Source organism: Ruegeria sp. AB6, assembly GCF_056542685.1.
Genome location: NZ_JBQGAD010000020.1, coordinates 1 through 21,727, shown reverse-complemented (window position 1 = coordinate 21,727; position 21,727 = coordinate 1). Strand labels below are relative to the sequence as shown.

Annotated in this window: 25 protein-coding genes; 12 read left to right on the top strand and 13 right to left on the bottom strand. The window is 58.4% G+C overall.

Going from position 1 to position 21,727, the window contains the following annotated elements:
- Nucleotide 1 precedes the first annotated feature (1 nt).
- Nucleotides 2-364 (top strand): SUF system Fe-S cluster assembly protein, encoded by a 363-nt coding sequence (locus tag ACR0DB_RS21895; RefSeq protein WP_170769625.1) that lies wholly within the window; start codon nt 2-4, stop codon nt 362-364.
- 50 nt (nt 365-414) lie between these two features.
- On the opposite strand, the gene ACR0DB_RS21890 is transcribed toward ACR0DB_RS21895, so the two are convergent.
- Nucleotides 415-744, bottom strand: a complete 330-nt coding sequence (locus ACR0DB_RS21890) for a hypothetical protein (RefSeq protein ID WP_480552967.1) — start codon at nt 742-744, stop codon at nt 415-417.
- A gap of 190 nt (nt 745-934) precedes the next feature.
- Here ACR0DB_RS21890 and ACR0DB_RS21885 point away from each other — a divergent pair, with 190 nt between their 5' ends.
- Nucleotides 935-1,300, top strand: a complete 366-nt coding sequence (locus ACR0DB_RS21885; protein ID WP_170786598.1) for a HesB/IscA family protein — start codon at nt 935-937, stop codon at nt 1,298-1,300.
- Here ACR0DB_RS21885 and ACR0DB_RS21880 read toward each other — a convergent pair.
- Nucleotides 1,297-2,211 carry an isopenicillin N synthase family dioxygenase gene (locus ACR0DB_RS21880; RefSeq protein WP_480552965.1) on the bottom strand — a complete coding sequence of 305 codons (915 nt, stop codon included), beginning with the start codon at nt 2,209-2,211 and terminating at the stop codon, nt 1,297-1,299. The two genes, ACR0DB_RS21885 and ACR0DB_RS21880, sit on opposite strands and share 4 nt — an antisense overlap.
- 122 nt (nt 2,212-2,333) lie before the next feature.
- Between ACR0DB_RS21880 and tpiA the strand changes: the two genes are divergently transcribed.
- The gene (gene tpiA / locus ACR0DB_RS21875; RefSeq protein ID WP_480552964.1) at nt 2,334-3,083 is read left to right on the top strand and encodes a triose-phosphate isomerase; all 750 of its coding nucleotides are present in this window, start codon (nt 2,334-2,336) and stop codon (nt 3,081-3,083) included.
- Between the two features lie 3 nt (nt 3,084-3,086).
- Here the strand turns inward: tpiA and ACR0DB_RS21870 are convergent, their stop codons facing one another.
- The 6 genes from ACR0DB_RS21870 to ACR0DB_RS21845 all read right to left on the bottom strand — a co-directional run bounded on the left by ACR0DB_RS21870 (nt 3,087) and on the right by ACR0DB_RS21845 (nt 10,039).
- Nucleotides 3,087-3,398, bottom strand: coding sequence for a DMT family transporter (locus tag ACR0DB_RS21870; protein WP_480552962.1), 312 nt, complete (start codon nt 3,396-3,398; stop codon nt 3,087-3,089).
- Between the two features lie 155 nt (nt 3,399-3,553).
- Nucleotides 3,554-4,930, bottom strand: a complete 1,377-nt coding sequence (locus ACR0DB_RS21865; RefSeq protein WP_480552961.1) for a TRAP transporter large permease — start codon at nt 4,928-4,930, stop codon at nt 3,554-3,556.
- Nucleotides 4,930-5,607, bottom strand: a complete 678-nt coding sequence (locus tag ACR0DB_RS21860) for a TRAP transporter small permease (protein WP_170769619.1) — start codon at nt 5,605-5,607, stop codon at nt 4,930-4,932. Before ACR0DB_RS21860 ends, ACR0DB_RS21865 begins: the two co-directional genes overlap by 1 nt.
- A gap of 111 nt (nt 5,608-5,718) precedes the next feature.
- Nucleotides 5,719-6,720 carry a DctP family TRAP transporter solute-binding subunit gene (locus tag ACR0DB_RS21855; protein ID WP_170769618.1) on the bottom strand — a complete coding sequence of 334 codons (1,002 nt, stop codon included), beginning with the start codon at nt 6,718-6,720 and terminating at the stop codon, nt 5,719-5,721.
- A gap of 359 nt (nt 6,721-7,079) precedes the next feature.
- A complete protein-coding gene (locus ACR0DB_RS21850; RefSeq protein WP_480552959.1) occupies nt 7,080-8,309 on the bottom strand; it encodes a sigma-54-dependent transcriptional regulator in 1,230 nt (409 codons plus the stop codon).
- A complete protein-coding gene (locus tag ACR0DB_RS21845) occupies nt 8,306-10,039 on the bottom strand; it encodes a sensor histidine kinase (protein WP_480552957.1) in 1,734 nt (577 codons plus the stop codon). Before ACR0DB_RS21845 ends, ACR0DB_RS21850 begins: the two co-directional genes overlap by 4 nt.
- A 47-nt stretch (nt 10,040-10,086) precedes the next feature.
- Here ACR0DB_RS21845 and ACR0DB_RS21840 point away from each other — a divergent pair, with 47 nt between their 5' ends.
- Nucleotides 10,087-11,268, top strand: coding sequence for a cytochrome P450 (locus ACR0DB_RS21840; protein ID WP_480552955.1), 1,182 nt, complete (start codon nt 10,087-10,089; stop codon nt 11,266-11,268).
- 2 nt (nt 11,269-11,270) lie between these two features.
- On the opposite strand, the gene ACR0DB_RS21835 is transcribed toward ACR0DB_RS21840, so the two are convergent.
- Nucleotides 11,271-11,750, bottom strand: a complete 480-nt coding sequence (locus ACR0DB_RS21835; protein ID WP_170769614.1) for an Lrp/AsnC family transcriptional regulator — start codon at nt 11,748-11,750, stop codon at nt 11,271-11,273.
- 141 nt (nt 11,751-11,891) lie between these two features.
- Here ACR0DB_RS21835 and cobA point away from each other — a divergent pair, with 141 nt between their 5' ends.
- The 7 genes from cobA to infC all read left to right on the top strand — a co-directional run bounded on the left by cobA (nt 11,892) and on the right by infC (nt 17,539).
- Nucleotides 11,892-12,668 carry a uroporphyrinogen-III C-methyltransferase gene (gene cobA / locus ACR0DB_RS21830; protein ID WP_480552954.1) on the top strand — a complete coding sequence of 259 codons (777 nt, stop codon included), beginning with the start codon at nt 11,892-11,894 and terminating at the stop codon, nt 12,666-12,668.
- Complete coding sequence (locus ACR0DB_RS21825; protein WP_170786582.1) at nt 12,668-12,982, top strand: DUF2849 domain-containing protein; 315 nt, start codon at nt 12,668-12,670, stop codon at nt 12,980-12,982. The genes cobA and ACR0DB_RS21825 overlap by 1 nt, the downstream gene beginning before the upstream one ends.
- A gap of 66 nt (nt 12,983-13,048) precedes the next feature.
- Nucleotides 13,049-14,713, top strand: coding sequence for a nitrite/sulfite reductase (locus ACR0DB_RS21820; RefSeq protein ID WP_170786580.1), 1,665 nt, complete (start codon nt 13,049-13,051; stop codon nt 14,711-14,713).
- A complete protein-coding gene (locus ACR0DB_RS21815; RefSeq protein ID WP_480552952.1) occupies nt 14,703-15,464 on the top strand; it encodes a phosphoadenylyl-sulfate reductase in 762 nt (253 codons plus the stop codon). The genes ACR0DB_RS21820 and ACR0DB_RS21815 overlap by 11 nt, the downstream gene beginning before the upstream one ends.
- A complete protein-coding gene (locus tag ACR0DB_RS21810) occupies nt 15,461-15,868 on the top strand; it encodes a DUF934 domain-containing protein (RefSeq protein ID WP_170786575.1) in 408 nt (135 codons plus the stop codon). Before ACR0DB_RS21815 ends, ACR0DB_RS21810 begins: the two co-directional genes overlap by 4 nt.
- Nucleotides 15,869-15,979: 111 nt before the next feature.
- Nucleotides 15,980-16,831 (top strand): ferredoxin--NADP reductase, encoded by an 852-nt coding sequence (locus tag ACR0DB_RS21805; RefSeq protein WP_170769608.1) that lies wholly within the window; start codon nt 15,980-15,982, stop codon nt 16,829-16,831.
- A gap of 117 nt (nt 16,832-16,948) precedes the next feature.
- The gene (gene infC / locus ACR0DB_RS21800) at nt 16,949-17,539 is read left to right on the top strand and encodes a translation initiation factor IF-3 (protein ID WP_456239037.1); all 591 of its coding nucleotides are present in this window, start codon (nt 16,949-16,951) and stop codon (nt 17,537-17,539) included.
- A gap of 16 nt (nt 17,540-17,555) precedes the next feature.
- On the opposite strand, the gene ACR0DB_RS21795 is transcribed toward infC, so the two are convergent.
- From ACR0DB_RS21795 to ACR0DB_RS21785, 3 genes are all read right to left on the bottom strand, one after another.
- Nucleotides 17,556-17,921 (bottom strand): hypothetical protein, encoded by a 366-nt coding sequence (locus ACR0DB_RS21795; protein WP_237215911.1) that lies wholly within the window; start codon nt 17,919-17,921, stop codon nt 17,556-17,558.
- Nucleotides 17,922-18,051: 130 nt separating this feature from the next.
- Nucleotides 18,052-19,368: an aspartate aminotransferase family protein gene (locus tag ACR0DB_RS21790; protein ID WP_480552950.1), complete on the bottom strand. Its 1,317-nt coding sequence runs from the start codon at nt 19,366-19,368 to the stop codon at nt 18,052-18,054.
- Nucleotides 19,365-20,132, bottom strand: coding sequence for a beta-keto acid cleavage family enzyme (locus ACR0DB_RS21785; RefSeq protein ID WP_480552948.1), 768 nt, complete (start codon nt 20,130-20,132; stop codon nt 19,365-19,367). The genes ACR0DB_RS21790 and ACR0DB_RS21785 overlap by 4 nt, the downstream gene beginning before the upstream one ends.
- A gap of 89 nt (nt 20,133-20,221) precedes the next feature.
- Between ACR0DB_RS21785 and ACR0DB_RS21780 the strand changes: the two genes are divergently transcribed.
- Complete coding sequence (locus tag ACR0DB_RS21780; RefSeq protein ID WP_480552947.1) at nt 20,222-21,112, top strand: MurR/RpiR family transcriptional regulator; 891 nt, start codon at nt 20,222-20,224, stop codon at nt 21,110-21,112.
- A 49-nt stretch (nt 21,113-21,161) separates the two neighbouring features.
- Here ACR0DB_RS21780 and ACR0DB_RS21775 read toward each other — a convergent pair.
- The coding region (locus ACR0DB_RS21775) for an FAD binding domain-containing protein (protein ID WP_480552945.1) at nt 21,162-21,727 on the bottom strand (566 nt) is incomplete at its 5' end.

Below are 21,727 nucleotides of genomic sequence, written 5' to 3'. Positions count from 1 at the left end.
AATGACCCACCCGAGTGAACAGTTCGAAGGCACCCCGTTGATTGCGCCTTCCACGATTGAGCACCCCCTGTATGAAGCGGTGGTCGAGGCGTGCCGTTCCGTCTATGACCCTGAGATTCCGGTCAATATTTATGATCTGGGCCTGATCTACACCATCGACATCACGCCCGAAAACGCCGTTAAGGTCATCATGACCCTGACCGCGCCAGGCTGCCCTGTCGCGGGCGAAATGCCGGGTTGGATTGTCGAAGCTGTCGAACCGGTGGCCGGCGTCAAGGAGGTGGACGTAGAACTGACATGGGAACCGCCCTGGGGCATGGAGATGATGTCCGACGAGGCCCGTCTGGAACTAGGCTTCATGTAAGCAAACCAGCTGTCGATGACTAAACCGCCCTCAATCACCGGGGCGGTTTTTTATTTGATACCGCAGGTGGATTTAATTTCTTCCGCCCGCGCGTCCAGCGCATTGACGTAATCACCGGACAACATCGACAGATGTTTCTTCTCAGTCCCGGTGATAAGGCCAAGCAGCGCACCGGCTGGAAGGATTGAAACAACGCTTTCAACCTGTTGATCTTGAGCGTGTTTTTTCTCAGCCGCGATGGCGCGCAAATCCCCTGGCGCGGTGGCGCAATTCACCGGATGCCGCTTTTCATCGGTTTGCGCCGCAGCACCACCAGCAAACGCCGCGAGGGCAATTAACGGTACCGCTTTTAGTCCGTTAAGTTTTAGTGAAAAATTCATCCTGTTGCCCTACCTGCAATGTTCACTGCTCAACTGCACACAAGGCTAGGACGAAGGCGCGGCGTTAGGCAAGCGTAGGTTGCATGTGTGCCTACCTAAGTGGAAAACTTAGGTAAGCACGTCTGCTATGTCTTGAGACTGCCCCACCAGAGGACTAAGTTATAGACAACGCGCGACGACGGAGACGAAAATGTTTGGCATTCCCGGCAAACAGGCCGTGACCATGACCCCAAAGGCTGCGGCCCAGATTGTACGCCTGATGGAATCGGGTGGGCACGCGGGACTGCGCATTGGCGTCAAGAAAGGTGGCTGCGCAGGCATGGAATACACCATGGATTACGTGGATGAGGCCGACACCAATGATGAGGTGGTCGAACAGGATGGCGCACGGGTGATGATCGCCCCAATGGCGCAAATGTTCCTGTTCGGGACCGAAATCGACTATGAAGTCTCGTTACTGGAATCCGGTTTCAAATTCCGCAACCCGAACGTGGTCGATGCCTGCGGCTGCGGCGAATCGATCAAGTTCGACGAAACCCTGTCAGCGCAGAATTAGGACGCCGTTTTCAGGTGGACGTACGTCTCGTTGAACCGCCGGGTCAGGTGTTCTCCGGCTGAAATCACTTGGTCCGACTCAGGCGGCGCAACGCTGGTGTCATAGGACGGGTTAAAAAACAGCGGCACTGAAATCCGTTCATCCGCTCCTCCGACGACCCTGTGCATGGTCGCCTTGACCTGCCCTGCGGTCCAGAACTCCAGCATTTCCCCGAAGTTGATCACGAAGGTGCCGGGGTCGGCTTGGACCTCGGCCCAACTTCCATCCGGCAATTGCGCCTCAAGCCCCGGAGTGCCGTCGGTCGCCAGCAAGGTCAGGCAGCCATAATCCGTATGCGCGCCGATCCCGAAATCACGCGCGCCCGCCCAAACGGGACGTTGAGGGTAGAAGTTGCCGCGCAGCAAAGCCATCGGCGTGTCAAACGCCGCATCAAAGCTGCCCGCGTCGCGGCCCAAAGCAACGGCAATCGCACGCAAGATACGCATCGCAACGGCACAAGCGTCACCATAGTAGCCTTGAATCATGTGCTGAAAACCAGACGGCGCGTCGGGCCATTGGTTAGGGGCGTAAACGCTCAGGCCCCGGTCGGCATAGGCACTGTCCTCGGGCAGATCGAAACCGCAATCGAACACCTCTTTGTAGTCCGGGTTTGCATCGGGATCGACTTGTTCGGATTGCGGCGCACCCCAGCCTCGATTTGCCCCGGTCTTTGCCATGTCGACGCGGCTTTTTTGCGCCTCGGGCAGGTGGAAAAACGCTTTGTAAGCGGCCAGGACGGCTTCGATCCTCGCCTTGTCTAATCCAGTGTTGGAGACGCGCAGAAACCCAACGTCGCTAACGGCGCGCCGCAATCTGGCCAGTTCCGCCACATCACGGGCGTCCAATTTCGCAAGATCCAGTGTGTCGATCATCTCTGCCTCATTCGCTCGCGCGAGTTCTGTCGATTTCTGCGATCGTCTGCAACCGGAATTGTCACGATCCCCGGCGGGTGTTATCCGAAACACAAACAACAATTCTTGTGGGAGTGTGTGCGATGCGGCGCAAGCTGGCGGCTGGTAACTGGAAAATGAATGGGATGTCGGCTGAGCTAGAGGAGTTGAGCACCCTCGCCCGCATGTATCCGTCCCCCACGGTCGATGTGCTGATCTGCCCGCCCGCAACCTTGCTGTACCGCGCGGCCAGCACCGTGCAGGCCACAGATATTCAGGTTGGCGGTCAGGATTGCCATGCAAACTCCTTTGGCGCCCATACCGGAGATATCAGCGCCGGAATGCTGCTGGATGCCGGGGCGTCTGCTGTCATTCTGGGCCACTCTGAACGGCGCGAGGATCACGGCGAGCAAAATGAAGACATCCGTGCTAAGGCCCGTGCTACCATGGACGCTGGGTTGAAAGCCATCATCTGTGTCGGTGAAAGCCTGGAACAGCGCGAAGCAGCCAACACGCTGGATATCATCGGTGGTCAGATGTCGGGCTCGATCCCTGATCAGTCAACCGGTGAGAACTTGATCGTAGCCTATGAACCCATCTGGGCCATCGGCACGGGCAAGGTCCCCACCCTCGACGAAATCGGAGAGGTCCACGACTTTATCCGCACCCGTCTGGAACGTCGCTTTGGCGAGGGCGTGGGCCGCTCGGTCAGGCTACTTTATGGCGGGTCGGTCAAACCCGGCAATGCCGCAGACATCTTTGCCGTGTCCAACGTGGACGGGGCATTAGTCGGCGGGGCCAGCCTGAAAGCGCAGGATTTCGCGGGCATCATCGACGCGCTGCAAAACGCCTGAGCGTCACGCCAGTTTCATAGTTACCAAACCGGCCACAATCAGGGCCGCTGCAATCAAGCGCGGGGCTGTCAGGGCCTCGCCTAGAAACATGACGCCGATCATGAACGCTCCAACCGCACCGACCCCGGTCCAGATCGTATAGGCCGTGCCGAGTGGCAAATCCCGCATAGCCAGCGCCAGCAAGCCAAAAGACCCGATCATCGACACGCCCATCAGGGCGGTCGGCCAAAGCCGGGTGAAGCCAACCGATTGCTTCATCGCAACGGCCCAGACGATTTCCAACAAACCGGCGAATAGCAGAAAAATCCAGGGCATAGAGGCACCTCATATCCGTTCGGGTCGTCCCGAATGATCAACCAAAGTGGTGAGGTCGTCCTCTGCCCTCCAGATGGGCATGACCCACAATTCGTCAAGAGGGGCGCAAAGGAAAAAGCCGGGCCTCTGGGGCCCGGCTTTCACGTGGTTCACAGCTAGTTCGTTATGATCTCTGGCCCCATGAAAGTGTTGGGCAAGAAGGTCGATATCCATGGGATATACGTGACCATGATCAGGAAGGCGAACAGAACCGCCAGGAAGGGCAGCGCCGCCTTCACGACGCTCATCATCGGCATTCCGGCCACGCCCGAGGTCACGAACAGGTTCAGCCCGACCGGAGGTGTAATCATCCCAATCTCCATGTTGACCACCATGATGATGCCCAGATGGATCGGGTCGATGCCCAGTTCAATCGCAATCGGGAACACCAGAGGTGCCACGATGACCAGCAGGCCCGAAGGCTCCATGAACTGACCGCCGATCAGCAGGATCACGTTCACCACGATCAAGAAGGTCACAGGTCCCAGACCCGCCGACAGCATGGCACTGGCGATGTGTTGCGGCACCTGCTCGTCGGTCAGCACATGTTTCAGGATCAGCGCGTTGGCGATCACGAACAGCAGCGTGACGGTCAGCTTGCCTGCCTCGAACAGCGTATGCTTGGTATCGGGGTGGAAAAAGGCCGTCACCAGCGCATAGGGCTTTTTGATCAGCGGCAGATTGGGTTGCCCTTCTTCCGTGCTGAGCGGGCCCATGTCCTTGTAGACAAAGCTGGCAATCAGGAAGGCATAGACGGCGGCCACGGCCGCGGCTTCGGTCGGTGTAAAGATACCGCCATAAATACCACCCAGAATGATGACGATCAGGAAAAGGCCCCATCCGGCCTCGCGCGCCGAGGCAAAGATCTCGCCCCATCCTTTCCAGTCACCCTTGGGCAGGTTTTTGACCTTGGCCATGACATAGATGGTGATCATCAGCATCAGACCCGCCATCAGGCCCGGAATAACGCCGGCCAGGAACATGCGCCCGACCGAGACCTCAACGGCGGCAGCATAGACCACCATCACGATAGAGGGCGGGATCAGGATGCCAAGCGTACCGGCGTTACAGATCACACCGGCGGCGAATTCCTTGGAATACCCCACCTGACGCATCCCTGCGATCACGATGGAACCGATGGCCACAACGGTCGCCGGAGATGATCCCGACAAAGCGGCAAACAGCATACAGGCAAACACGCCCGCAATCGCCAGACCGCCCGGCAGGTGGCCGACGCAAGCAATCGAGAACCGAATGATCCGACGCGCCACACCGCCCGTCGTCATGAATGACGAGGCGAGGATAAAGAACGGGATCGCCAGCAGGGTAAAGTGGCCCTCGAATGCCTCGAACAGGGTGCCTGCCACCGAGGCCAGCGAGCTGTCGGAATAGATCAGCAGGAACAGAGTCGAGCTGAGGCCAAGCGCCACCGCAATCGGAACACCGATCAGCAGCAGGCCAATGACCATTGAGAAAAGAAGAACGACGTCCATCAGTCATGCACCCCTTGTTGTGCGCGGACTTCTTCGATCTCGTCCTCGACTTCGTGGCTGGCGACAAGGCGGTCGGTTTCGCCGCGCCAGATTTGTACTGCAACCTGAGAAAAGCGGATCACCAGCAGGATCATCGACACCGGCAACACCAGATACGGGATCACCTTGGGCAGCTTTTCATAGCCCTCGCCATAGTTGATCATGTCTTCCAAAAACCGCAGCGGCGCGACCATTGGGATGTCGTCAACCTCGTAAAAGCTCTGGCTGCGCGCACCGGTATCGAACCCGGTCGGGAACCACCGGCCTGAGGTCGGCGGCAGATCCGCGAAGACGGCCCAATAGTCATAGGACCCCTTCAGCAGCAGCAACGAGAAGACCAGACAGCACGCCACCGCAATTAGCGCCAGGATGCGTCGCGGCGCCGGGGCCAGCATGTTCAGGATCGCATCCACGCCCAGATGCGCGTGTTTCTTCACTGCATAGGACGCCCCCAACAGCACCAACCAGCCAAAGGTGAACACTGTCAGTTCCAGCGCCCACAGGATGTTAGAATTAAAGACGAACCGCGCGATGACGTTGGCGAAGGTGACGACGGTCATCACCCCCAACAACAGCGCGATCATCGTCTCTTCGATATGGTCGATCAGCCCGCCAGAGCCGGGTTTCGCACCAGACATCTCATTGTCCCCGCATCTTGTGTGATGAGAATAATTGGGGCGGGCCTGTTTCAGCCCGCCCGGCCCGCGCGTCGATAACTCCCCAGTCCCCCGGCGCGCGGACTGCTCGGATTAAAATCCGGCGTTGATCGCCTGTGCAGCGTCGATCTTGTCCTGACCCACATCGCCAGCGAACTTGTCCCAGACAGGCTTCATCGCATCGACCCAAGCCTGACGCTGGTCGGCGTTCAGCTCACGAATGGTGCCGCCGGCGTCGATCACCGACTGCTTGGCCGCTTCGTTCACGGCAAAGGCTTCTTTGTTCCGCGTCTCGGTGACTTCACTCAGGATCGTCAGGAACTGATCGCGCACTTCGGGGTCCAAGCTGTCCAGCCAGTCAACCGAAGTCACAACCAAGTAGTCGATGATGCCGTGGTTGGTCTCGGTAATACCGTCCTGCACTTCGAAGAACTTCTTGCCGTAGATGTTCGACCAGGTGTTCTCCTGCCCGTCCACAACGCCCTGCTGCAACGCGCCATAGACTTCCGAGAACGCCATTTTCTGCGGGCTGCCACCAATGGCTTCCATCTGCGCCACCAGCACGTCCGAAGACTGAACACGGAACTTCAGACCATCCGCATCGGAAGGATCAACCAAAGGTTTGTTCGCCGACATTTGCTTCATGCCGTTGTGCCAAAATGCCAGCCCCTGCAGGCCACGGCGCTGCATGCTGTCCTTCATCGCTTGACCGTCAGCCGAGGCTTGGAATGCGTCCACCGCATCAATGTTCTTGAACATGAACGGCAGGTCGAACAGACGGAACTGCTTGGTGAACTTTTCAAACTTCGACAGCGAAGGCGCGGCCAGTTGGACGTCGCCCTGCAGCATCGCCTCCAGCACCTTGTCGTCATTATAGAGGGTCGAGTTCGGGAACACCTCCATGCACATAACGCCGTTCATCTCGTCATTGACGCGCTGCTCCAGCAACGATGCGGCAATCCCCTTGGGGTGCTTGTCGGTGTTGGTCACATGCGCAAACTTCACCACGATCTCGCCGTCGTCACACGCCGCCATCCCAGCGGTCGCGGTCACGGTCAGCGCCAGTGCGGTTGCGGCTGTTGTCAGGAATTTCATCTGTCCTATCCTCCCAGACTTCACAAAACTTCTCCCAGACGCTCGACGAGCGCCTCATGCCGGGCAGTGAACCGAATCGCCTCTTACCGCTCAACTTTTTGTTCTGAATGCCGGGTGATTGTATTTTTTTGTTAACTAACAGTGCATTACAAGTCGCGCGAACAGATCTTTGGCTGCTATCCTTGAGCGACGTGCGAAATTTCGCACAAGCCCAAACCCCTTCTGTGCGGTTTTCCGCACAACTTGATTCGCCCATCGAGAATCACCACCCAATCAAGCGCAACCACAGTTCGCGTCAGCGAACTGCCCGGCCCAACCGCCTGACCTGCATGAATTGCAGAGAAAGCGGGCGGGAGCACCTACCTGCGATAATCCTCGGGCCGAATGCCATAGCGAGCCAGCTTGTCGTAAAATGTCTTGCGCGGCAGTTTCAGCGCCTTGGCCGCGTCCGATGCTTTGCCGTTATGGCGCCCCAGCGCCGCGATCAAAAGTGACCGCTCAACTTGGGCCATCTGCTCGCTCAGACCCAACTCAGTGGCGGCGCCCACCTCATCCGGCATTCCAAGCACAAAGCGCATGGCCGCTGACATCAAGGATCGGGCATTCCCTGGCCAATCTTGCGACATCAAAGCCGCCAAATGTTCGGAAGAGATGTCAGGTACTGCAATGCCAGCCTGTTCCGCAGCTTGCGCGACGTAGTGGCGAAAGATCACCGGGATATCCTCGGGCCGCTCGGACAGGGACGGGATGCGCACGCGCATCACATCCAACCGATAGAACAGATCCGCATGAAACTGCCCAGTTTCGGACAAATCCGCCAGATCCGCAGTGGTGCCGGCGATGATCCGGGCCCCAACCCCCTGCTCGACGATTTCAAGCGCCGCATATTGGGTGTCTTTCGGCATCACCGAAACCTCGTCAAGGAACAGTGACCCACCAGCCGCGTCCTCACACACCTGCTGCAAAGACTGAACCGACATGCCCGAAGCGGGCCGCTTGACGAATGGGCCCTGCGATTGCGGTGACATCAAATGAACCACCTCAGCAACCTTTGATATCCCACTGCCCGCAGGTCCTGTCACCAGAACCTCGGCCCCAGTCGGCGCAACTGAACGCACCCGGTCCCGCAACGCCTCCGACCGCGCAGACAGACCAAACAGAAGCCGCGCTGCCGGGTCGCCCTTTTCCAACTCCTGTTTCAGAGCGCGCTGCTCCAGCACTTGCCGCCGCGCCAGATGTGCTCGTTCCAGCACCTCAAGCAGATCAGAGGCCGCACAGGGCTTTTCCAGAAAATCGAACGCACCCTTGCCCATCGCCCGAACGGCCATTGGAATATCGCCTTCGCCTGTCAGCAGGATCACCGGCAACTCGGGATCAATCTCCAACGCGTAGTTCAAAAGGTAAAACCCGTCCCGTCCGGGCATGCGGATATCCGAGACGATGACCCCCGCAAAGTCTGCGCGAATATGATCCTTGGCTGCTACAAAAGAGCCTGCCGTGACCGGCGCGTAATCCGCCAGTTCCAGCGTTTGCGCCAATGCCTCGCGGACCGCCGCGTCATCATCGACCAGAAGAACCTTGCGTGTCATACCACTTCATCTTCCCGAAAATACTCCAGTTCAACCGTAAAGGTCGCCCCTGGATTCGAGTTCACACCGCGAATATTGCCGCCAAAGCTTTGCACCAGCCCGTACGAGATCGAAAGACCCAGCCCCATCCCCTCTGAGGAGCCGACCTCTTTGGTCGTATAAAACGGTTCGAACAGTTTTTCCGTATTTTCAATCCCCGGACCGATATCGCGGACTGTCACCGACAGCTTTTCGTCATCATGTATTTCAATGTCGATCCGCCGCTCGGGTTGCTGGCTCATGGCGTCGGCGGCATTGTTGATCAGGTTGACGAAAACCTGCCCCAGACGCACCTCTCCGCCCCACGCGAACACAGGCCGCACCGGAGGGGTCCAGTCCAGAACCACCCCATCCGCGCGCAAACGCGCCTCGGTCAGTTCGATCGCGGTTTCGATGACCTGCACCAGATCAACCTTGCTCATCGGCTCGCTTTCATTGCGCGCAAACGCCCGCAGGTTCTTGATGATGCGGGCCATACGTGCGGCCATATCGGAAATGCGGGTTAGGTTCTCAGCGGCCTTTTCCTCGCGTCCACGGGTCAGGAAAGCGGTTCCATTATCGGCGAATTGCCGGATCGCCATGAGTGGCTGGTTCAACTCGTGACTGATCCCAGCAGACATCTGCCCCAATGCGCTGAGTTTTCCAGCCTGCACCAATTCTTCCTGCGCGTGTTTCAGGGCGGTTTCCGCCTCCTGTCGCTCATGCACTTCGCGGCGCAGGGCGGTGTTGGCATCCGTCAGTTCATGGGTGCGTTGCGCCACGCGGCTTTCCAACTCGACATTGGCCAAGGCCAAAGTGCGCCTGCGCTCGGTGGCCAGATACAACAAGGCCCCAAAGGCCAGACAGATTGCCGCCACCGTCGCCGCCTGCAACCCGGCCAAGCGCAGGGCCGGAGCAACATCGACCAGCACTTCGGCCGTCATGTCGATCACTGGCAAATCCAGCGTCAGATGCAAGGCACGTTGCGGTAAATACCGACCCCAATCGACCTCCCACAACTCATGCGGTCCCACTTGGACCGAGGCGAAGGCCACGGACTCACCGGTTGGCGGAGATAGCCCCAGTTGGCCGTCGTCACGGCGCCAGAACAACAGGTCCGAGCGATTGGAGATGAACACGACCCCCTCGGCATCGACAAAGAAAACAGCCTCGGTACTGCCGCGCCATGTCTGCTCGACATCCTGCACGTCGGCGATGACCATCAATGCCCCGTCCACCTGCCCTTCGGGGCCAAACGCGGGGGCGGCGTAAGAATAGATCCGGTCCCCGGTCGCGTCTAACACCCCATGCGCACTGCCCATCGCGCCCTGCAAGGCACGCTCAAAGGCAGGGTGATCGGCCATATTGGTCTGTGCCGCCGGTTGTGCCGAGGCCAGAACCTGACCGTCGCGGTCCAGATAGATCATATCGACCGCCGCTGTCTTGTCGGCAACATCCAACAGCACGAAGCGCGCATCGCGCCGTTGTGCTTCGGTCTCCAGCGTGTCGAAAGCAGGATGTGTGGCCATCAGTACGGCAAGTTCCTGATAGACCTGCATCTGAGTGCTCAGCCGGTCGGCAGCGAGTTCCAGATCAGCCTCGGCCTTGTCACTAAGTTGCAGCAGCGCCTGCCGGTAGCCGTATGACCACACCCCTGTCGCCAACAGCGCGACAGACAAGATAAATCCCAAAACAACCCAAACCCTTTGCATGAAATAGGGTCTTGCATTCACCGGGCCTCATGGCAAGTGTCCTTGGAATGAAGACGCTTACCCAATCCCCGGTTGCACCGGACTTCGTCCAAAACCCCTACCCTTTCTATCACCATGCCCGCGCATCCGGCGATCTGATTTATTGGGACGACTATCAGATTGTGGCCGCCGTTTCGCACAAGGCCGTGCAAACGTTGCTGAAAGACCGCCGCTTTGGCCGTGAAACCCCAGCCGAGATGCAAAAGCCGGGTCCAAGGCACCTCGCCCCATGGTTGGCGATCGAGGCGCATTCCCTGCTTGAGCTGGAACCACCCCGCCATACCAGATTGCGGGCCTTGGTGATGCGCGCCTTCACCTCGCGCGCGATTACTGCGCTGGAGCCCGCAATACGGGACCTGACCCACGCATTGATCGACGATTTCCCTGATACCCCGTTCGATCTGCTGGACCGGTTTTGCACCCAAGTGCCCGTGATCACCATCTGCCGCCTGCTGGGCGTACCCGAGGAGATGTCGCCGGACCTGCTGCGTTGGTCCCATGCCATGGTCGCCATGTATCAGGCCAGCCGAACGGCACAGACCGAACAAGATGCCGCCGCAGCCTCGCAAGAATTCACTGATTTCCTGAACAGCTATTTCGACCGCCGTCGCACGGATTCGCGTGATGACCTGATCACCCGGCTGATTGCAGCCGAGGAAGATGGCGAGAAGCTGACGCGCGATGAATTGGTCGCCACTTGCGTCCTGCTGCTGAACGCCGGACATGAGGCAACCGTGCATTCGCTGGGCAACGGCGTGAAGACAGCGTTAGAACTAGGCCTTGATCGCAGCGTCTTTCAGCCGGGTGTCATAGACGGAACGGTCGAGGAAATCCTGCGCTACGATCCGCCGCTGCACATGTTCACGCGCTATGCTTACGAAGACGTCACCCTGTTCGACCACAGTTTCAAACGCGGCGACGAGGTGGCCTTGCTTTTGGGGGCGGCGAACCGCGACCCGGCAGTATGGACAAACCCAGATCAGTTTGACCCAACCCGCCCGGTTGTTACCAACACCAGTTTTGGCGGCGGCTTGCATTTCTGTGTCGGGGCGCCGTTGGCACGGCTGGAAATGCGAGTCGCGCTGTCAATCCTGTTCAATCGGTGCCCCTCTCTATGCCTGAGCGAAGCACCGGCCTATGACAACACCTATCACTTCCACGGTTTGCAGCGCTTGATGGTGGAAACCTGAAATTATCCGTCGACCAAAGCACCCAAAGGCAACATCGTGGTGGACTTGATCTCCTCCATCGATAGCAGCGCGGTCACGTTGTGGACCCGCACTTCCGAGATCAGGGTCTGGTAGAACTCATCATAGGCGCGCGCGTTCTTGACCCGCACTTTCAGGATGTAATCGATATCGCCCGCCAGCCTGTGCGCCTCTTGCACTTCGGGCCGATCCCGCAGGGCCTTGAGGAACTTGCGTTGCCAATCGGCCTCGTGCTCTGAGGTGCGGATCAACACAAAAAACGTAGCCTCGAACCCCAGCGCCTCGGCGTCCAGCAAAACGGTCTGCTGACCGATTACTCCGGCCCCTTTCAGCTTGCGGATCCGATTCCAGACCGGGGTCTTGGAGCTGCCGACCCGCGCTGCTATTTCGTCCAGCGATTGACTGGCATCGCGCTGAAGCTCAACCAGAATTTTCCGATCCGTGTCGTCTATTCGCACCGACATTCCAATTTATCCCTCGTTTCGAAACCCACGTTCCACATTCCAATTTTACAGGAACGTATGTTCTTATTTAAGCGCCCATATGGCGCAATACTGGGAATATTTCCTATATTGCAGGTCAAGTCAAACCAACCGGAATCAACTATGCAAGACGCACGTTCATATGATGGCACAGGGCATGTCGACTTTGTCGGCGCGGGCCCCGGCGATCCTGAATTGCTGACGCTCAAGGCGCTGCGTGCGTTCGAGCGCGCTGACGTCGTGCTGCATGATCGCCTGATTAGTGCCGAGGTTTTGGCGATGGCGGGAAAAACGGCTGCTCTGGTTGATGTGGGTAAAGCCGGTTTTGGCCCTTCGTGGAAACAGGCGGATATCGACGCCCTATTGGTGGAACACGCGTTAAAAGGTCAGCGGATCGTACGCCTGAAATCCGGTGATCCTACCGTGTTTGGCCGTCTGGACGAAGAGATCGAGGCCGTTGAAGCCTCAGGCATATCTTGGACCATCATCCCCGGTATTACGGCTGCCTCGGGCGCTGTGGCGGGTATCGGCCAAAGCCTTACCCGCCGCGGCCGCAATTCCTCGGTCCGGTTCTTGACCGGCCACGACATGAAGGGCTTTGCCGATCACGACTGGGCAGCACTGGCGCGTCCGGGCTCTGTCGCGGCAATCTATATGGGCAAAAAATCGGCTCGGTTCATCCAGGGCCGCCTGATCATGCACGGCGCCGACCGCGCCACGCCCATCACATTGGTGGAAAACGCCTCGCGCCCTGATCAGCGCATCGTGTCAACCAATCTGGACCAGTTGCCCGCCGATCTGAACGCCGCCGAAATGGACGGCCCCACCCTGACTTTTTACGGCCTTGCCCCGCGCCAAGCGGCCAAGGCCCTGACCGAATTCAAGAAGGAGCACGCCTGATGGCCCGCGCTTTTACCCCCAAAGTCGTCACTGCGAATGACCTGCTGGAAGGCGACGTGATCTACCTGACCGCCGATGACCGTTGGTCGCGCGACCTGGCCGAGGCCGAGCTGATCACCGACGAGGCCCACGCTCAGGTCCGCCTGCTGGATGCCGCGCGTCAAGCCAATAAGATCGTCGGCGCATATCTGGCCGATGCAGTGGCCGGTGAAAACGGCCCCGAACCCACCCATTTCCGCGAGGACTTCCGCCGCACTGGCCCGTCCAACTATGCCCACGGCAAGCAGGAAACAACAACGCAGCCCCGGGCCTGATCTCTGGCCCTCTCTCTCCCCAAAAAGGCCCCTAGGTATCGGGGCTGCAACTAAGGACAGCTAATCATGTATCGCTACTCCGAGTTCGACACAGCATTTTTGGCAGAACGTAACAAGCAGTTCCGCGCCCAGGTTGAGCGTCGCATCGACGGCTCGCTGACCGAGGATGAGTTCAAACCCTTCCGTCTGATGAACGGCCTGTATCTGCAACTGCACGCGTACATGCTGCGCGTCGCCATTCCTTATGGCACCCTGTCCAGCGCGCAGATGCGCCAACTGGCCCTGCTGGCCGAGAAGTGGGACAAGGGTTACGGCCATTTCACCACCCGCCAGAATATCCAGTATAACTGGCCTAAGCTGAACGACGTTCCGGATATGCTGGACGCGCTGGCCGAGGTTGGCATGCACGCCATCCAGACCTCGGGCAACACGATCCGCAACGTGACTGCCGACCATTTCGCCGGTGCCGCCGCGGACGAGATCGCCGATCCTCGCCCCTATGCCGAACTGCTGCGCCAGTGGTCCACCGATCACCCGGAATTCCAGTTCATGCCGCGTAAGTTCAAGATCGCCATCACCGGTTCGGAAAACGACCGCGCTGTAATCAAAGCGCACGACATCGGCCTGCAACTGGTTGAACGCGACGGCGTTCTGGGCGCCCGCGTGATCGTGGGCGGTGGTCTGGGCCGTACGCCGATGATCGGCAAGGAACTGTCAGACTTCGTCGCCTTTGACGATCTGCTGGCATACTTGGAGGCCACCGTTTCGGTGTGGAACCAGATTGGTCGCCGCGACAACAAATACAAAGCGCGTATCAAGATCACCGTTCATGAAAACGGCATCGACACCATCCGCGCCAAGGTCAACGAGCGCTTCCTTCAGGTCCGCCCCCAATTCAAAGGCGCCGATATGGCGTTGTTGGAAGAGATCAAGGGCCACTTTGCAGCGCCTGATTTCCGTCAGGGCTCGGTCGCGTCCTTTGAGAGCGCCTATACCAACGATCCGGTCTTCCGCTCGTGGGTCGATACCAACATCGCGCCGCATAAGAACGCGGACCACGCGATTGTCACGATCTCGATCAAAAAGCACGGCGCGACACCGGGTGATGCTACCGCAGAACAGATGCGCGTGATGGCCGATTTGGCTGAAGATTTCGCTTATGATGAGCTGCGCATCAGCCACGAGCAGAACGTGATCCTGCCGCATGTCCACAAATCGGACCTGCCCGCGATCCACGCCAAGCTGAAGGAATACGAGCTGGCCACCGCAAATATCGGCCTGATCAGCGACATCATCGCCTGCCCCGGCATGGATTACTGCGCGCTGGCCACGGCACGTTCGATCCCGGTGGCACAGGAAATCGCAACCCGCTTTGACGATCTTAAGCTGGAGCATGATATCGGCCACCTGAAGATCAAGATCTCGGGCTGCATCAACGCTTGTGGTCACCACCATGTGGGTCACATCGGCATTCTGGGTCTGGATCGTGCAGGCGTCGAGAACTACCAGATCACTCTGGGCGGCGACGGCACTGAAACGGCAGCCATCGGCGACCGTACCGGTCCAGGCTTTGCTTATGATGAGATCGTCCCGGCGGTCGAGCGGATCGTGAACACCTATTTGGAACAGCGCGACAGCCCCGAAGAAGAGTTCCTGCAGACCTATCGCCGTGTCGGCATGGCTCCGTTCAAGGCAGCTCTGTACCCCGAGGCTCGGGCGAATGCCGCTTGATCTGATCCAGACGGAACTGGGCAAAGACCGCAGCGAACTGACCGAAAAAGTCGAGGCGCTGAACGCCCGGTTCCGGCACCACAGCGCGCATGACGTGATGCACGGTGCCATTGACCAGATTGAAGATCTTGCCCTGGTGTCCAGCTTTGGGGCCGAGTCGGTGGTGTTGCTGCACATGGCGGCGGTGGTCGACAAGATGACCCCGGTGCTGTTTGTGGACACTCAGATGCTGTTTACCGAAACGCTGGAATACCAGCAGGAGGTCAGCGAACGTCTGGGGCTTAAAAACGTGCAGATCATCCGCGCCGAGGATGAGGATGTGAAGCGCGACGACCCCTATGGTGCCCTGCGTCTGCGGGATACGGATGCGTGCTGCAACCTGCGCAAGACCTTCCCGCTGCAAAAGGCCCTTACGGGCTACTGCGGCTGGATCACCGGGCGCAAACGGTTTCAGTCCGGCACCCGCGCCGCGCTGGAGTTCTTCGAGGTCGAAGACGGCACTGGCCGGATCAAGGTCAACCCGTTGGCCCATTGGGCGCCCGAGGATGTGCGCGCCTATATGGAAGAAAACAACCTGCCCCGGCATCCACTGGTGGCCAAAGGATACCCCTCGATCGGTTGTGCGCCCTGCACCTCGCCGGTCAAAGAAGGCGAAGACCCTCGCGCCGGACGTTGGCGCGATCAGAACAAGGAAGAATGCGGCATCCATTTTGTCGATGGCAAGATGGTGCGCGCCGGAGAGACAACATGAACGTAATCGTAAATGATGAGGGCTTTGCCCCCGACGACTGGACCGATGGGTTTGTTACGCTGGAAGACGCCGCCAATGACGTGGTTGCGTTGGATGTGGCCTCGGACACCGATCCGGATGAGCTGTTTGAACGTCTGGGCAGCGCCAAAATGGTGCGCGTGGACTTTCCGTCGTCGGCTGATGGGCGCGGCTTTACCATTGCCCGCATTTTGCGCCTGAAAGGCTATACCGGCCGTCTGCGCGCCCGCGGCCATGTGCTGGCGGATCAATTCGCCATGGCTCGCCGTAGCGGCTTTGACGAGGTCGAGATCGACCAGGCACTGGCCCAGCGTCAGCCCGAGGATCAGTGGCTGGCCCGGTCGAACTGGGAAGACAACAACTATCAGGCCCGCCTGCGCGGTTAAGACCGCCATCGGTCAGCTTGAGGACAGGACGTGGGGGCAACTGTACCCTTTTCCTGACGTGGATCAAAGATTAAACGGAGATGCCGGTTTACCCAACTGGCGGATATAACGATGACAGAGATGAAACCAGTGAGTGAAGCAACCGCCGTGAAGGCCCCCGTTCTGCCCGACGCCCAGACCGTCACCGACGTCAAGCATTGGACCGACAGCCTGTTTTCCTTCAAAGTGTCGCGCCCGGCCTCGCTGCGGTTCCGCTCGGGCGAGTTTGTGATGATCGGTTTGATGGGCGATCCCGACCCCAAGACCGGCCGCCAAAAACCGCTTCTGCGCGCTTATTCGATCGCGTCGCCCTCCTGGGACGAAGAGCTGGAGTTCTACTCGATCAAGGTGCAGGACGGTCCGCTGACGTCAAAGTTGCAACATATCAAACCCGGCGATCAGATTATCCTGCGGCCCAAGCCCGTTGGCACGCTGGTACATGACGCCCTGCTGCCCGGCAAACGCCTGTGGTTCTTCGCCACCGGCACCGGCTTTGCGCCCTTCGCCTCGCTGCTGCGCGAACCGCAGACCTATGAAGATTATGATGAGGTCATCATCACGCATACCTGCCGCGAAGTGGCCGAACTGGAATACGGTCGTCAGTTGATCGAAGACATCCGTAAGGACGAGATGCTGGCCGAGCTGATGGGCGAAGGTTTCGCCGACAAGATCCGCTACTACCCGACCACCACGCGGGAAGAGAGCCCCAAGATGGGCCGCATCACCAACCTGCTGCAAGACGGCACTGTCTTTGCCGATCTGGGTATCGAAGGTGGCATAAAGCCGGAAACCGACCGTGCTATGGTCTGTGGCTCACTGGCCTTTAACCTCGATATCAAAGCCATTCTGGAAGAGTTCGGCCTGCGTGAAGGCGCGAATTCCGAACCCAAGGAATTCGTCATCGAAAAGGCCTTTGTAGGCTAATCAGGCCGCGCCGGTCACCGGGTTACCCCTGACCGGCGCATAAACCTGCTGTGAAACCACCGAAATTCCATCGTTTTGGCGTGGATCACGCTTGAATCAGGCACCGGAGCGGTCTAAATTTCGGGCTCGAATTTCTGCAATCATCAAAGGAATGAACCCATAGCCCGCAGACCTCACAACGCGCCGCCTCAGAGAGATACCGGCCCGCGCGTCAATGAAAGAATCCGTGCCCCCGAAATCCGCCTGATCGGCGCTGATGGAGATAACGTCGGGGTGGTTCATCCCGCCAAAGCCATGCAACTTGCCGCAGATGCGGGCCTAGACCTGGTCGAGATTTCGCCAAACGCGAACCCGCCGGTCTGCAAGATCATGGACTTTGGCAAGTTCAAGTACGAACAGCAGAAACGCGAAAGCGAAGCGCGTAAGAAGCAAAAAGTCATCGAGGTGAAAGAGGTCAAGTTCCGACCCAACACCGACACGCATGACTATGACGTCAAGATGAAGAACGTCTTCAAGTTTCTGGAAAAGGGCGACAAGGTCAAAGTCACTCTGCGCTTCCGAGGCCGTGAGATGGCACACCAGAATCTTGGGCGTGAACTGCTGGAGCGCGTGGCAGAGGACATCAAGGATCTGGGCAAGGTCGAAAACATGCCCAAAATGGAAGGCCGTCAGATGATCATGATGATCGGGCCGCTTCCTCAGAAGTAATCAGAATTACCGGATGTTATTCAAAGCCCCCCGCCGTGGGGGCTTTTTTCTGTTCATCCTGCCGTTCACGCAGCCACACGATTGAGTCGTTCAAGTCAAATCCCAATGAGATCAGATCGACGATCAAAAGCAGAACCAGAAACCGAACAAATCCGGTGGTCAGCGGAGTTCCATCCGTTAGCAGGATTATGATGATCGCCACCATCGGCACCCAGCAGATCAGATGAGGCAGAGCCATGGCCTTGGACATGCCGCGTGCGGCCCTCATGATCGGAATATTCAACGCCATTCCTGTCACGGCCAAGGCCGCAATCAGTGCACCCTGCGGTTGATCAACAAAAGCCAGAGTGCCGAGATTCACAGGCACAAGGATGAACGTCATCCATAACTGTACCCATAGTGGCAGTGCCCGAAAACTTGACCAAATGTCTGCGATCATTACTCACACCCATTCACAATAAAATAATGAATAAGTGTATTAATTACACAGGAGTTGTCAGTACACAAACACGTTATACGACTGCGGCCAAAGAATTACTCAACTTTGTGACCATTTCGCCAACCTGAGTCTCCTTTAGAATGAAAGGAGGAGCCAAAAGAACGTGGTCTCCGAATCGCCCATCGCGTGTGCCTGACATCGGGTAGCAGATCAAACCTTCCGCTAAAGCGGCCTTTTTGATCTTGGCAGCTACGCCCTGAGACGGATCGAAGGGTGCTTTGGTTGCACGGTTCGCGACCAGCTCGATTCCACGAAAAAGCCCCCGCCCCCGAATATCCCCGACATTGGGGTGCTGACCGAACTCGGCAAGCAAAGCGTCCTGAACCGTCGAACCCATCTGCATCACGCGATGCGGCAGATCCCGCTCGATCATCTGTGTCACAACGGCAAGTGCCGCTGCTGTTGCAACGGGGTGGCCAATATAGGTGTGACCGTGCTGAAAAAAGCCGGAGCCGTCTCGGACTGCGTCATAAATCTTCCCGGTGCACATCATGGCCCCGATCGGCTGATATCCCGCCCCCAGACCTTTGGCAATGCACAGGATATCGGGGGCGACACCCTCATGATCGCAAGCGAACAGATGCCCTGTGCGCCCCATACCGCACATTACTTCGTCCAGGATCAGTAACACACCGTACTGGTCACAAATCTCGCGGATTCGTCTGAAATACCCCTCGACCGCCGGTACCGCACCCAATGTTGCCCCAACTACGGGTTCGGCCATGAACGCCATCACGCTGTCCGGTCCCAACCGCAGGATTTCTGCCTCAAGCGCGTTTGCGACCCTCTGGCCATAATCAAAGCTACTCTCATCCTCGGGTTTCTCGCCGTATTCGTAGCAGGCCGGGATATGAGACATCTCGATAAGCATCGGCGCAAACTGCGCACGCCGCCATGCGTTCCCGCCGGCCGATAAGGCCCCTAAGGTGTTCCCGTGATAGCTTTGACGACGTGCAATCACATGACGCCGGTCTGGTTGCCCGATCTCAAGAAAATATTGCCGCGCCAGTTTTATCGCGGCCTCGGTCGCCTCGGATCCGCCCGATACAAAATAAACGCGGTCCAGATCACCCGGTGCGTGTTTGATCAGCAGATCCGCCAACGCCTCGGCCGGTTCCGAGGTCATGAACCCGGAATGGGCAAACGCGATCTTTCCAACCTGCTCTTGAACAGCGGCAATCACCGCATGATCCGAGTGGCCAAGGCAAGACACAGCCGCATCGCCACAATCCAAATACCGACGCCCCTGAGAGTCGATCAGATAGCATCCGTCGCCTCCAACAGCAGTTGGCAGATCAGCCTTGGTATGGCGTGGAAAAACGTGGCTCATGATCTGATACCTTTCAAAGTTTCTACCAAAGCGGCAACAGATGCCGCGTTGTCGGCCCAAGGGGTTCCGGCGTGGTCCGTCAGACTGTTTTCAAACCCGACACGCACGTCTCCACCCTTTTTCGCAGCCATCGCAAGGCACGCATGTTCCCGCGGCCCAAAAGCACAGACCATCCAGGGCCCATCGACCGGCGGCAACCTGTCCAAATCCTCGGGCGATGAATTCATCCCTGCCGAATACCGCCCCAGAACCAACAGATGCTCCGACTGTTCCATTCGCACTATGCCCGACGCGCGCCATTGCGCCAACAAAGCAACGTCTGCTGCATTATAAAGGATATGCTGAACCCGCGTCCCCTGTTCGGCACATAGCCCATAAACCCGATCTGCGAGGTCCGGCGCGCGCGCAATCTCGCGCACAGAAACCGAGGCCCAACCCGGCCTCACCCCGGCCAGACAGTCGTACTGTGCTTGCACGTCATACAGACCGACCGCTTCGGTTGTGATCTGGATGTCCAGCGTCGGGACTTGTCTACGCAGCTCGGCAATCGTTTCCAGATATTGCCCCGCGTCCAAACTATGCCGTCCCTGCGTATCGCGTATATGTAGGTGAAGACCCTGCGCCCCGGCCCCATGACATGCCTGCGCCGTCGCCGTGATCTCATCCAGCGTCACTGGTAGATGGGCATGATCCTTAAGCCCGCGCCGCGCCCCGTTTGGCGCAACCAGAACATAGGGTTTGTTGGGCGTCTTCTGGGCAGACATTGGCACATCCTTTTGAACACCTCGGACATGACGGTTCGCTTCAATGTTTTCAATTTGCCTTTTTCAAAACATTTGTTTTTATGGGGAACATGACACTCAATTCCCTAACCCGACGCTTGCGCAGTACAATCGATCAGTTGCCCCCAGCCCTGCAAGCGGCCGCAAAATATGTACTCGACCATCCCGGCAATATCGCGCTGGACCCAATCCGAGTGTCTGCCGACAAGATCGGCGTAAGCACCAATGTGTTGGTCCGGCTGTCCGAAAGACTTGGGTATGACAGCTACGAGGCCTTCCGCGCACCCTTTCGCCATGCTCTGCTAACTGATCGGGAGCGACACCTGAACCAAAGCTGGCTAGCGGAAATGCACGAAGGCACGCCCGCCGATCAGGCACAGGCCAAATTCGCCGAAACCACATTGAATGTAACAACCCGATCCCTTCGGTTGATGACGCCCGAAAAAACGGCGCAGGCGCTGGATGTCATCACGTCTTCTCGGCGGTGCTTTGTCACCGCCACCCGCGCCAGTTATGCGCTGTCCTACTATTTCTCGTATGTGGGCCGAATGGCACATCCCGGAATACAGTTGATCCCACGACATGTTGGCGCAGCCAGCGATGACCTCGTGGACGCGACCCAACAAGACTGCCTGTTGGCCATCACCGTTCAACCCTATTCCGCAGATACAATCCAATCGATGCGCTCTGCGCTGGCCCGCCGGATGCGCCTCATCCTGATCACCGACAGCGAGGTGGTCGCACCAGGCATTCAACCCGACGTCCTGTTCCTGGTCAGCACAAGATCCCTGCATCACTTTTCTGCATATTCCGGCGCAATGGCTGTCCTTGAATGCCTTCTTGGGCAGTTGTTCGACGCAGGCGGTGCAGACGCACTGAACCAAGTTCAGGCCTACGAAAAAGCCAGGGAACAAAACGGCGCGTATTGGGCTCCCTCCAAAACGCCACGTATCCGGCGATAAAAAAGCCCCGCTTTTGTCGCGGGGCTTTTGGGTTCGTTTGTCTAGGCGGTTACGCGCAGGTTTGTACGGCGCGTTTGGTCATGACGCTGACCAGATGTGCGCGATAGTCTTTGCTGCCATGCAGATCGCCGATCATGTTCATTGGGTTCACCTTCAGGCCCATCAGCGCGTCGGCGCGGAACTCTTTTGTCAGGGCTTCCTCGGCCTCAGACCAGCGGAACACGCCGCCCTCGCTGGCACCGGTCACGGCCACGCGGACACTATCCGCAAACCGCGCCAGATAGACACCCACCAACGCAAAGCGCGAGGCCGGCTGCAGGAACTTCTGATAGCTCGCCGCCTGCGGCACCGGGAAGCGGATGGATGTGATGATCTCACCCTCGTCCAGCGCCGTGGTGAACATGCCCTGAAAGAAATCATCCGCCGCAATCTGCCGCGTATTGGTCACAACGGTCGCGCCCGAACCCAACACCCCTGCCGGATAACAGGCCGCCGGATCATTGTTGGCCACCGACCCACCAATTGTGCCGCGATTGCGCACTGCCGGATCCCCGATTTGCCCCGCCAATGCTGCCAGCGCCGGATAGCTTGCCGCCGCCTCGCGCGCCACCGTGG

Excerpts from the sequence above, each read along its gene's own strand:
- ACR0DB_RS21895 (WP_170769625.1), top strand. The coding sequence starts at position 2 with ATGACCCACCCGAGTGAACAGTTCGAAGGCACCCCGTTGATTGCGCCT.
- ACR0DB_RS21890 (WP_480552967.1), bottom strand. The coding sequence starts at position 744 with ATGAATTTTTCACTAAAACTTAACGGACTAAAAGCGGTACCGTTAATT.
- ACR0DB_RS21885 (WP_170786598.1), top strand. The coding sequence starts at position 935 with ATGTTTGGCATTCCCGGCAAACAGGCCGTGACCATGACCCCAAAGGCT.
- ACR0DB_RS21880 (WP_480552965.1), bottom strand. The coding sequence starts at position 2,211 with ATGATCGACACACTGGATCTTGCGAAATTGGACGCCCGTGATGTGGCG.
- tpiA (WP_480552964.1), top strand. The coding sequence starts at position 2,334 with ATGCGGCGCAAGCTGGCGGCTGGTAACTGGAAAATGAATGGGATGTCG.
- ACR0DB_RS21870 (WP_480552962.1), bottom strand. The coding sequence starts at position 3,398 with ATGCCCTGGATTTTTCTGCTATTCGCCGGTTTGTTGGAAATCGTCTGG.
- ACR0DB_RS21865 (WP_480552961.1), bottom strand. The coding sequence starts at position 4,930 with ATGGACGTCGTTCTTCTTTTCTCAATGGTCATTGGCCTGCTGCTGATC.
- ACR0DB_RS21860 (WP_170769619.1), bottom strand. The coding sequence starts at position 5,607 with ATGTCTGGTGCGAAACCCGGCTCTGGCGGGCTGATCGACCATATCGAA.
- ACR0DB_RS21855 (WP_170769618.1), bottom strand. The coding sequence starts at position 6,720 with ATGAAATTCCTGACAACAGCCGCAACCGCACTGGCGCTGACCGTGACC.
- ACR0DB_RS21850 (WP_480552959.1), bottom strand. The coding sequence starts at position 8,309 with ATGACACGCAAGGTTCTTCTGGTCGATGATGACGCGGCGGTCCGCGAG.
- ACR0DB_RS21845 (WP_480552957.1), bottom strand. The coding sequence starts at position 10,039 with ATGCAAAGGGTTTGGGTTGTTTTGGGATTTATCTTGTCTGTCGCGCTG.
- ACR0DB_RS21840 (WP_480552955.1), top strand. The coding sequence starts at position 10,087 with ATGAAGACGCTTACCCAATCCCCGGTTGCACCGGACTTCGTCCAAAAC.
- ACR0DB_RS21835 (WP_170769614.1), bottom strand. The coding sequence starts at position 11,750 with ATGTCGGTGCGAATAGACGACACGGATCGGAAAATTCTGGTTGAGCTT.
- cobA (WP_480552954.1), top strand. The coding sequence starts at position 11,892 with ATGCAAGACGCACGTTCATATGATGGCACAGGGCATGTCGACTTTGTC.
- ACR0DB_RS21825 (WP_170786582.1), top strand. The coding sequence starts at position 12,668 with ATGGCCCGCGCTTTTACCCCCAAAGTCGTCACTGCGAATGACCTGCTG.
- ACR0DB_RS21820 (WP_170786580.1), top strand. The coding sequence starts at position 13,049 with ATGTATCGCTACTCCGAGTTCGACACAGCATTTTTGGCAGAACGTAAC.
- ACR0DB_RS21815 (WP_480552952.1), top strand. The coding sequence starts at position 14,703 with ATGCCGCTTGATCTGATCCAGACGGAACTGGGCAAAGACCGCAGCGAA.
- ACR0DB_RS21810 (WP_170786575.1), top strand. The coding sequence starts at position 15,461 with ATGAACGTAATCGTAAATGATGAGGGCTTTGCCCCCGACGACTGGACC.
- ACR0DB_RS21805 (WP_170769608.1), top strand. The coding sequence starts at position 15,980 with ATGACAGAGATGAAACCAGTGAGTGAAGCAACCGCCGTGAAGGCCCCC.
- ACR0DB_RS21795 (WP_237215911.1), bottom strand. The coding sequence starts at position 17,921 with ATGACGTTCATCCTTGTGCCTGTGAATCTCGGCACTCTGGCTTTTGTT.
- ACR0DB_RS21790 (WP_480552950.1), bottom strand. The coding sequence starts at position 19,368 with ATGAGCCACGTTTTTCCACGCCATACCAAGGCTGATCTGCCAACTGCT.
- ACR0DB_RS21785 (WP_480552948.1), bottom strand. The coding sequence starts at position 20,132 with ATGTCTGCCCAGAAGACGCCCAACAAACCCTATGTTCTGGTTGCGCCA.
- ACR0DB_RS21780 (WP_480552947.1), top strand. The coding sequence starts at position 20,222 with ATGACACTCAATTCCCTAACCCGACGCTTGCGCAGTACAATCGATCAG.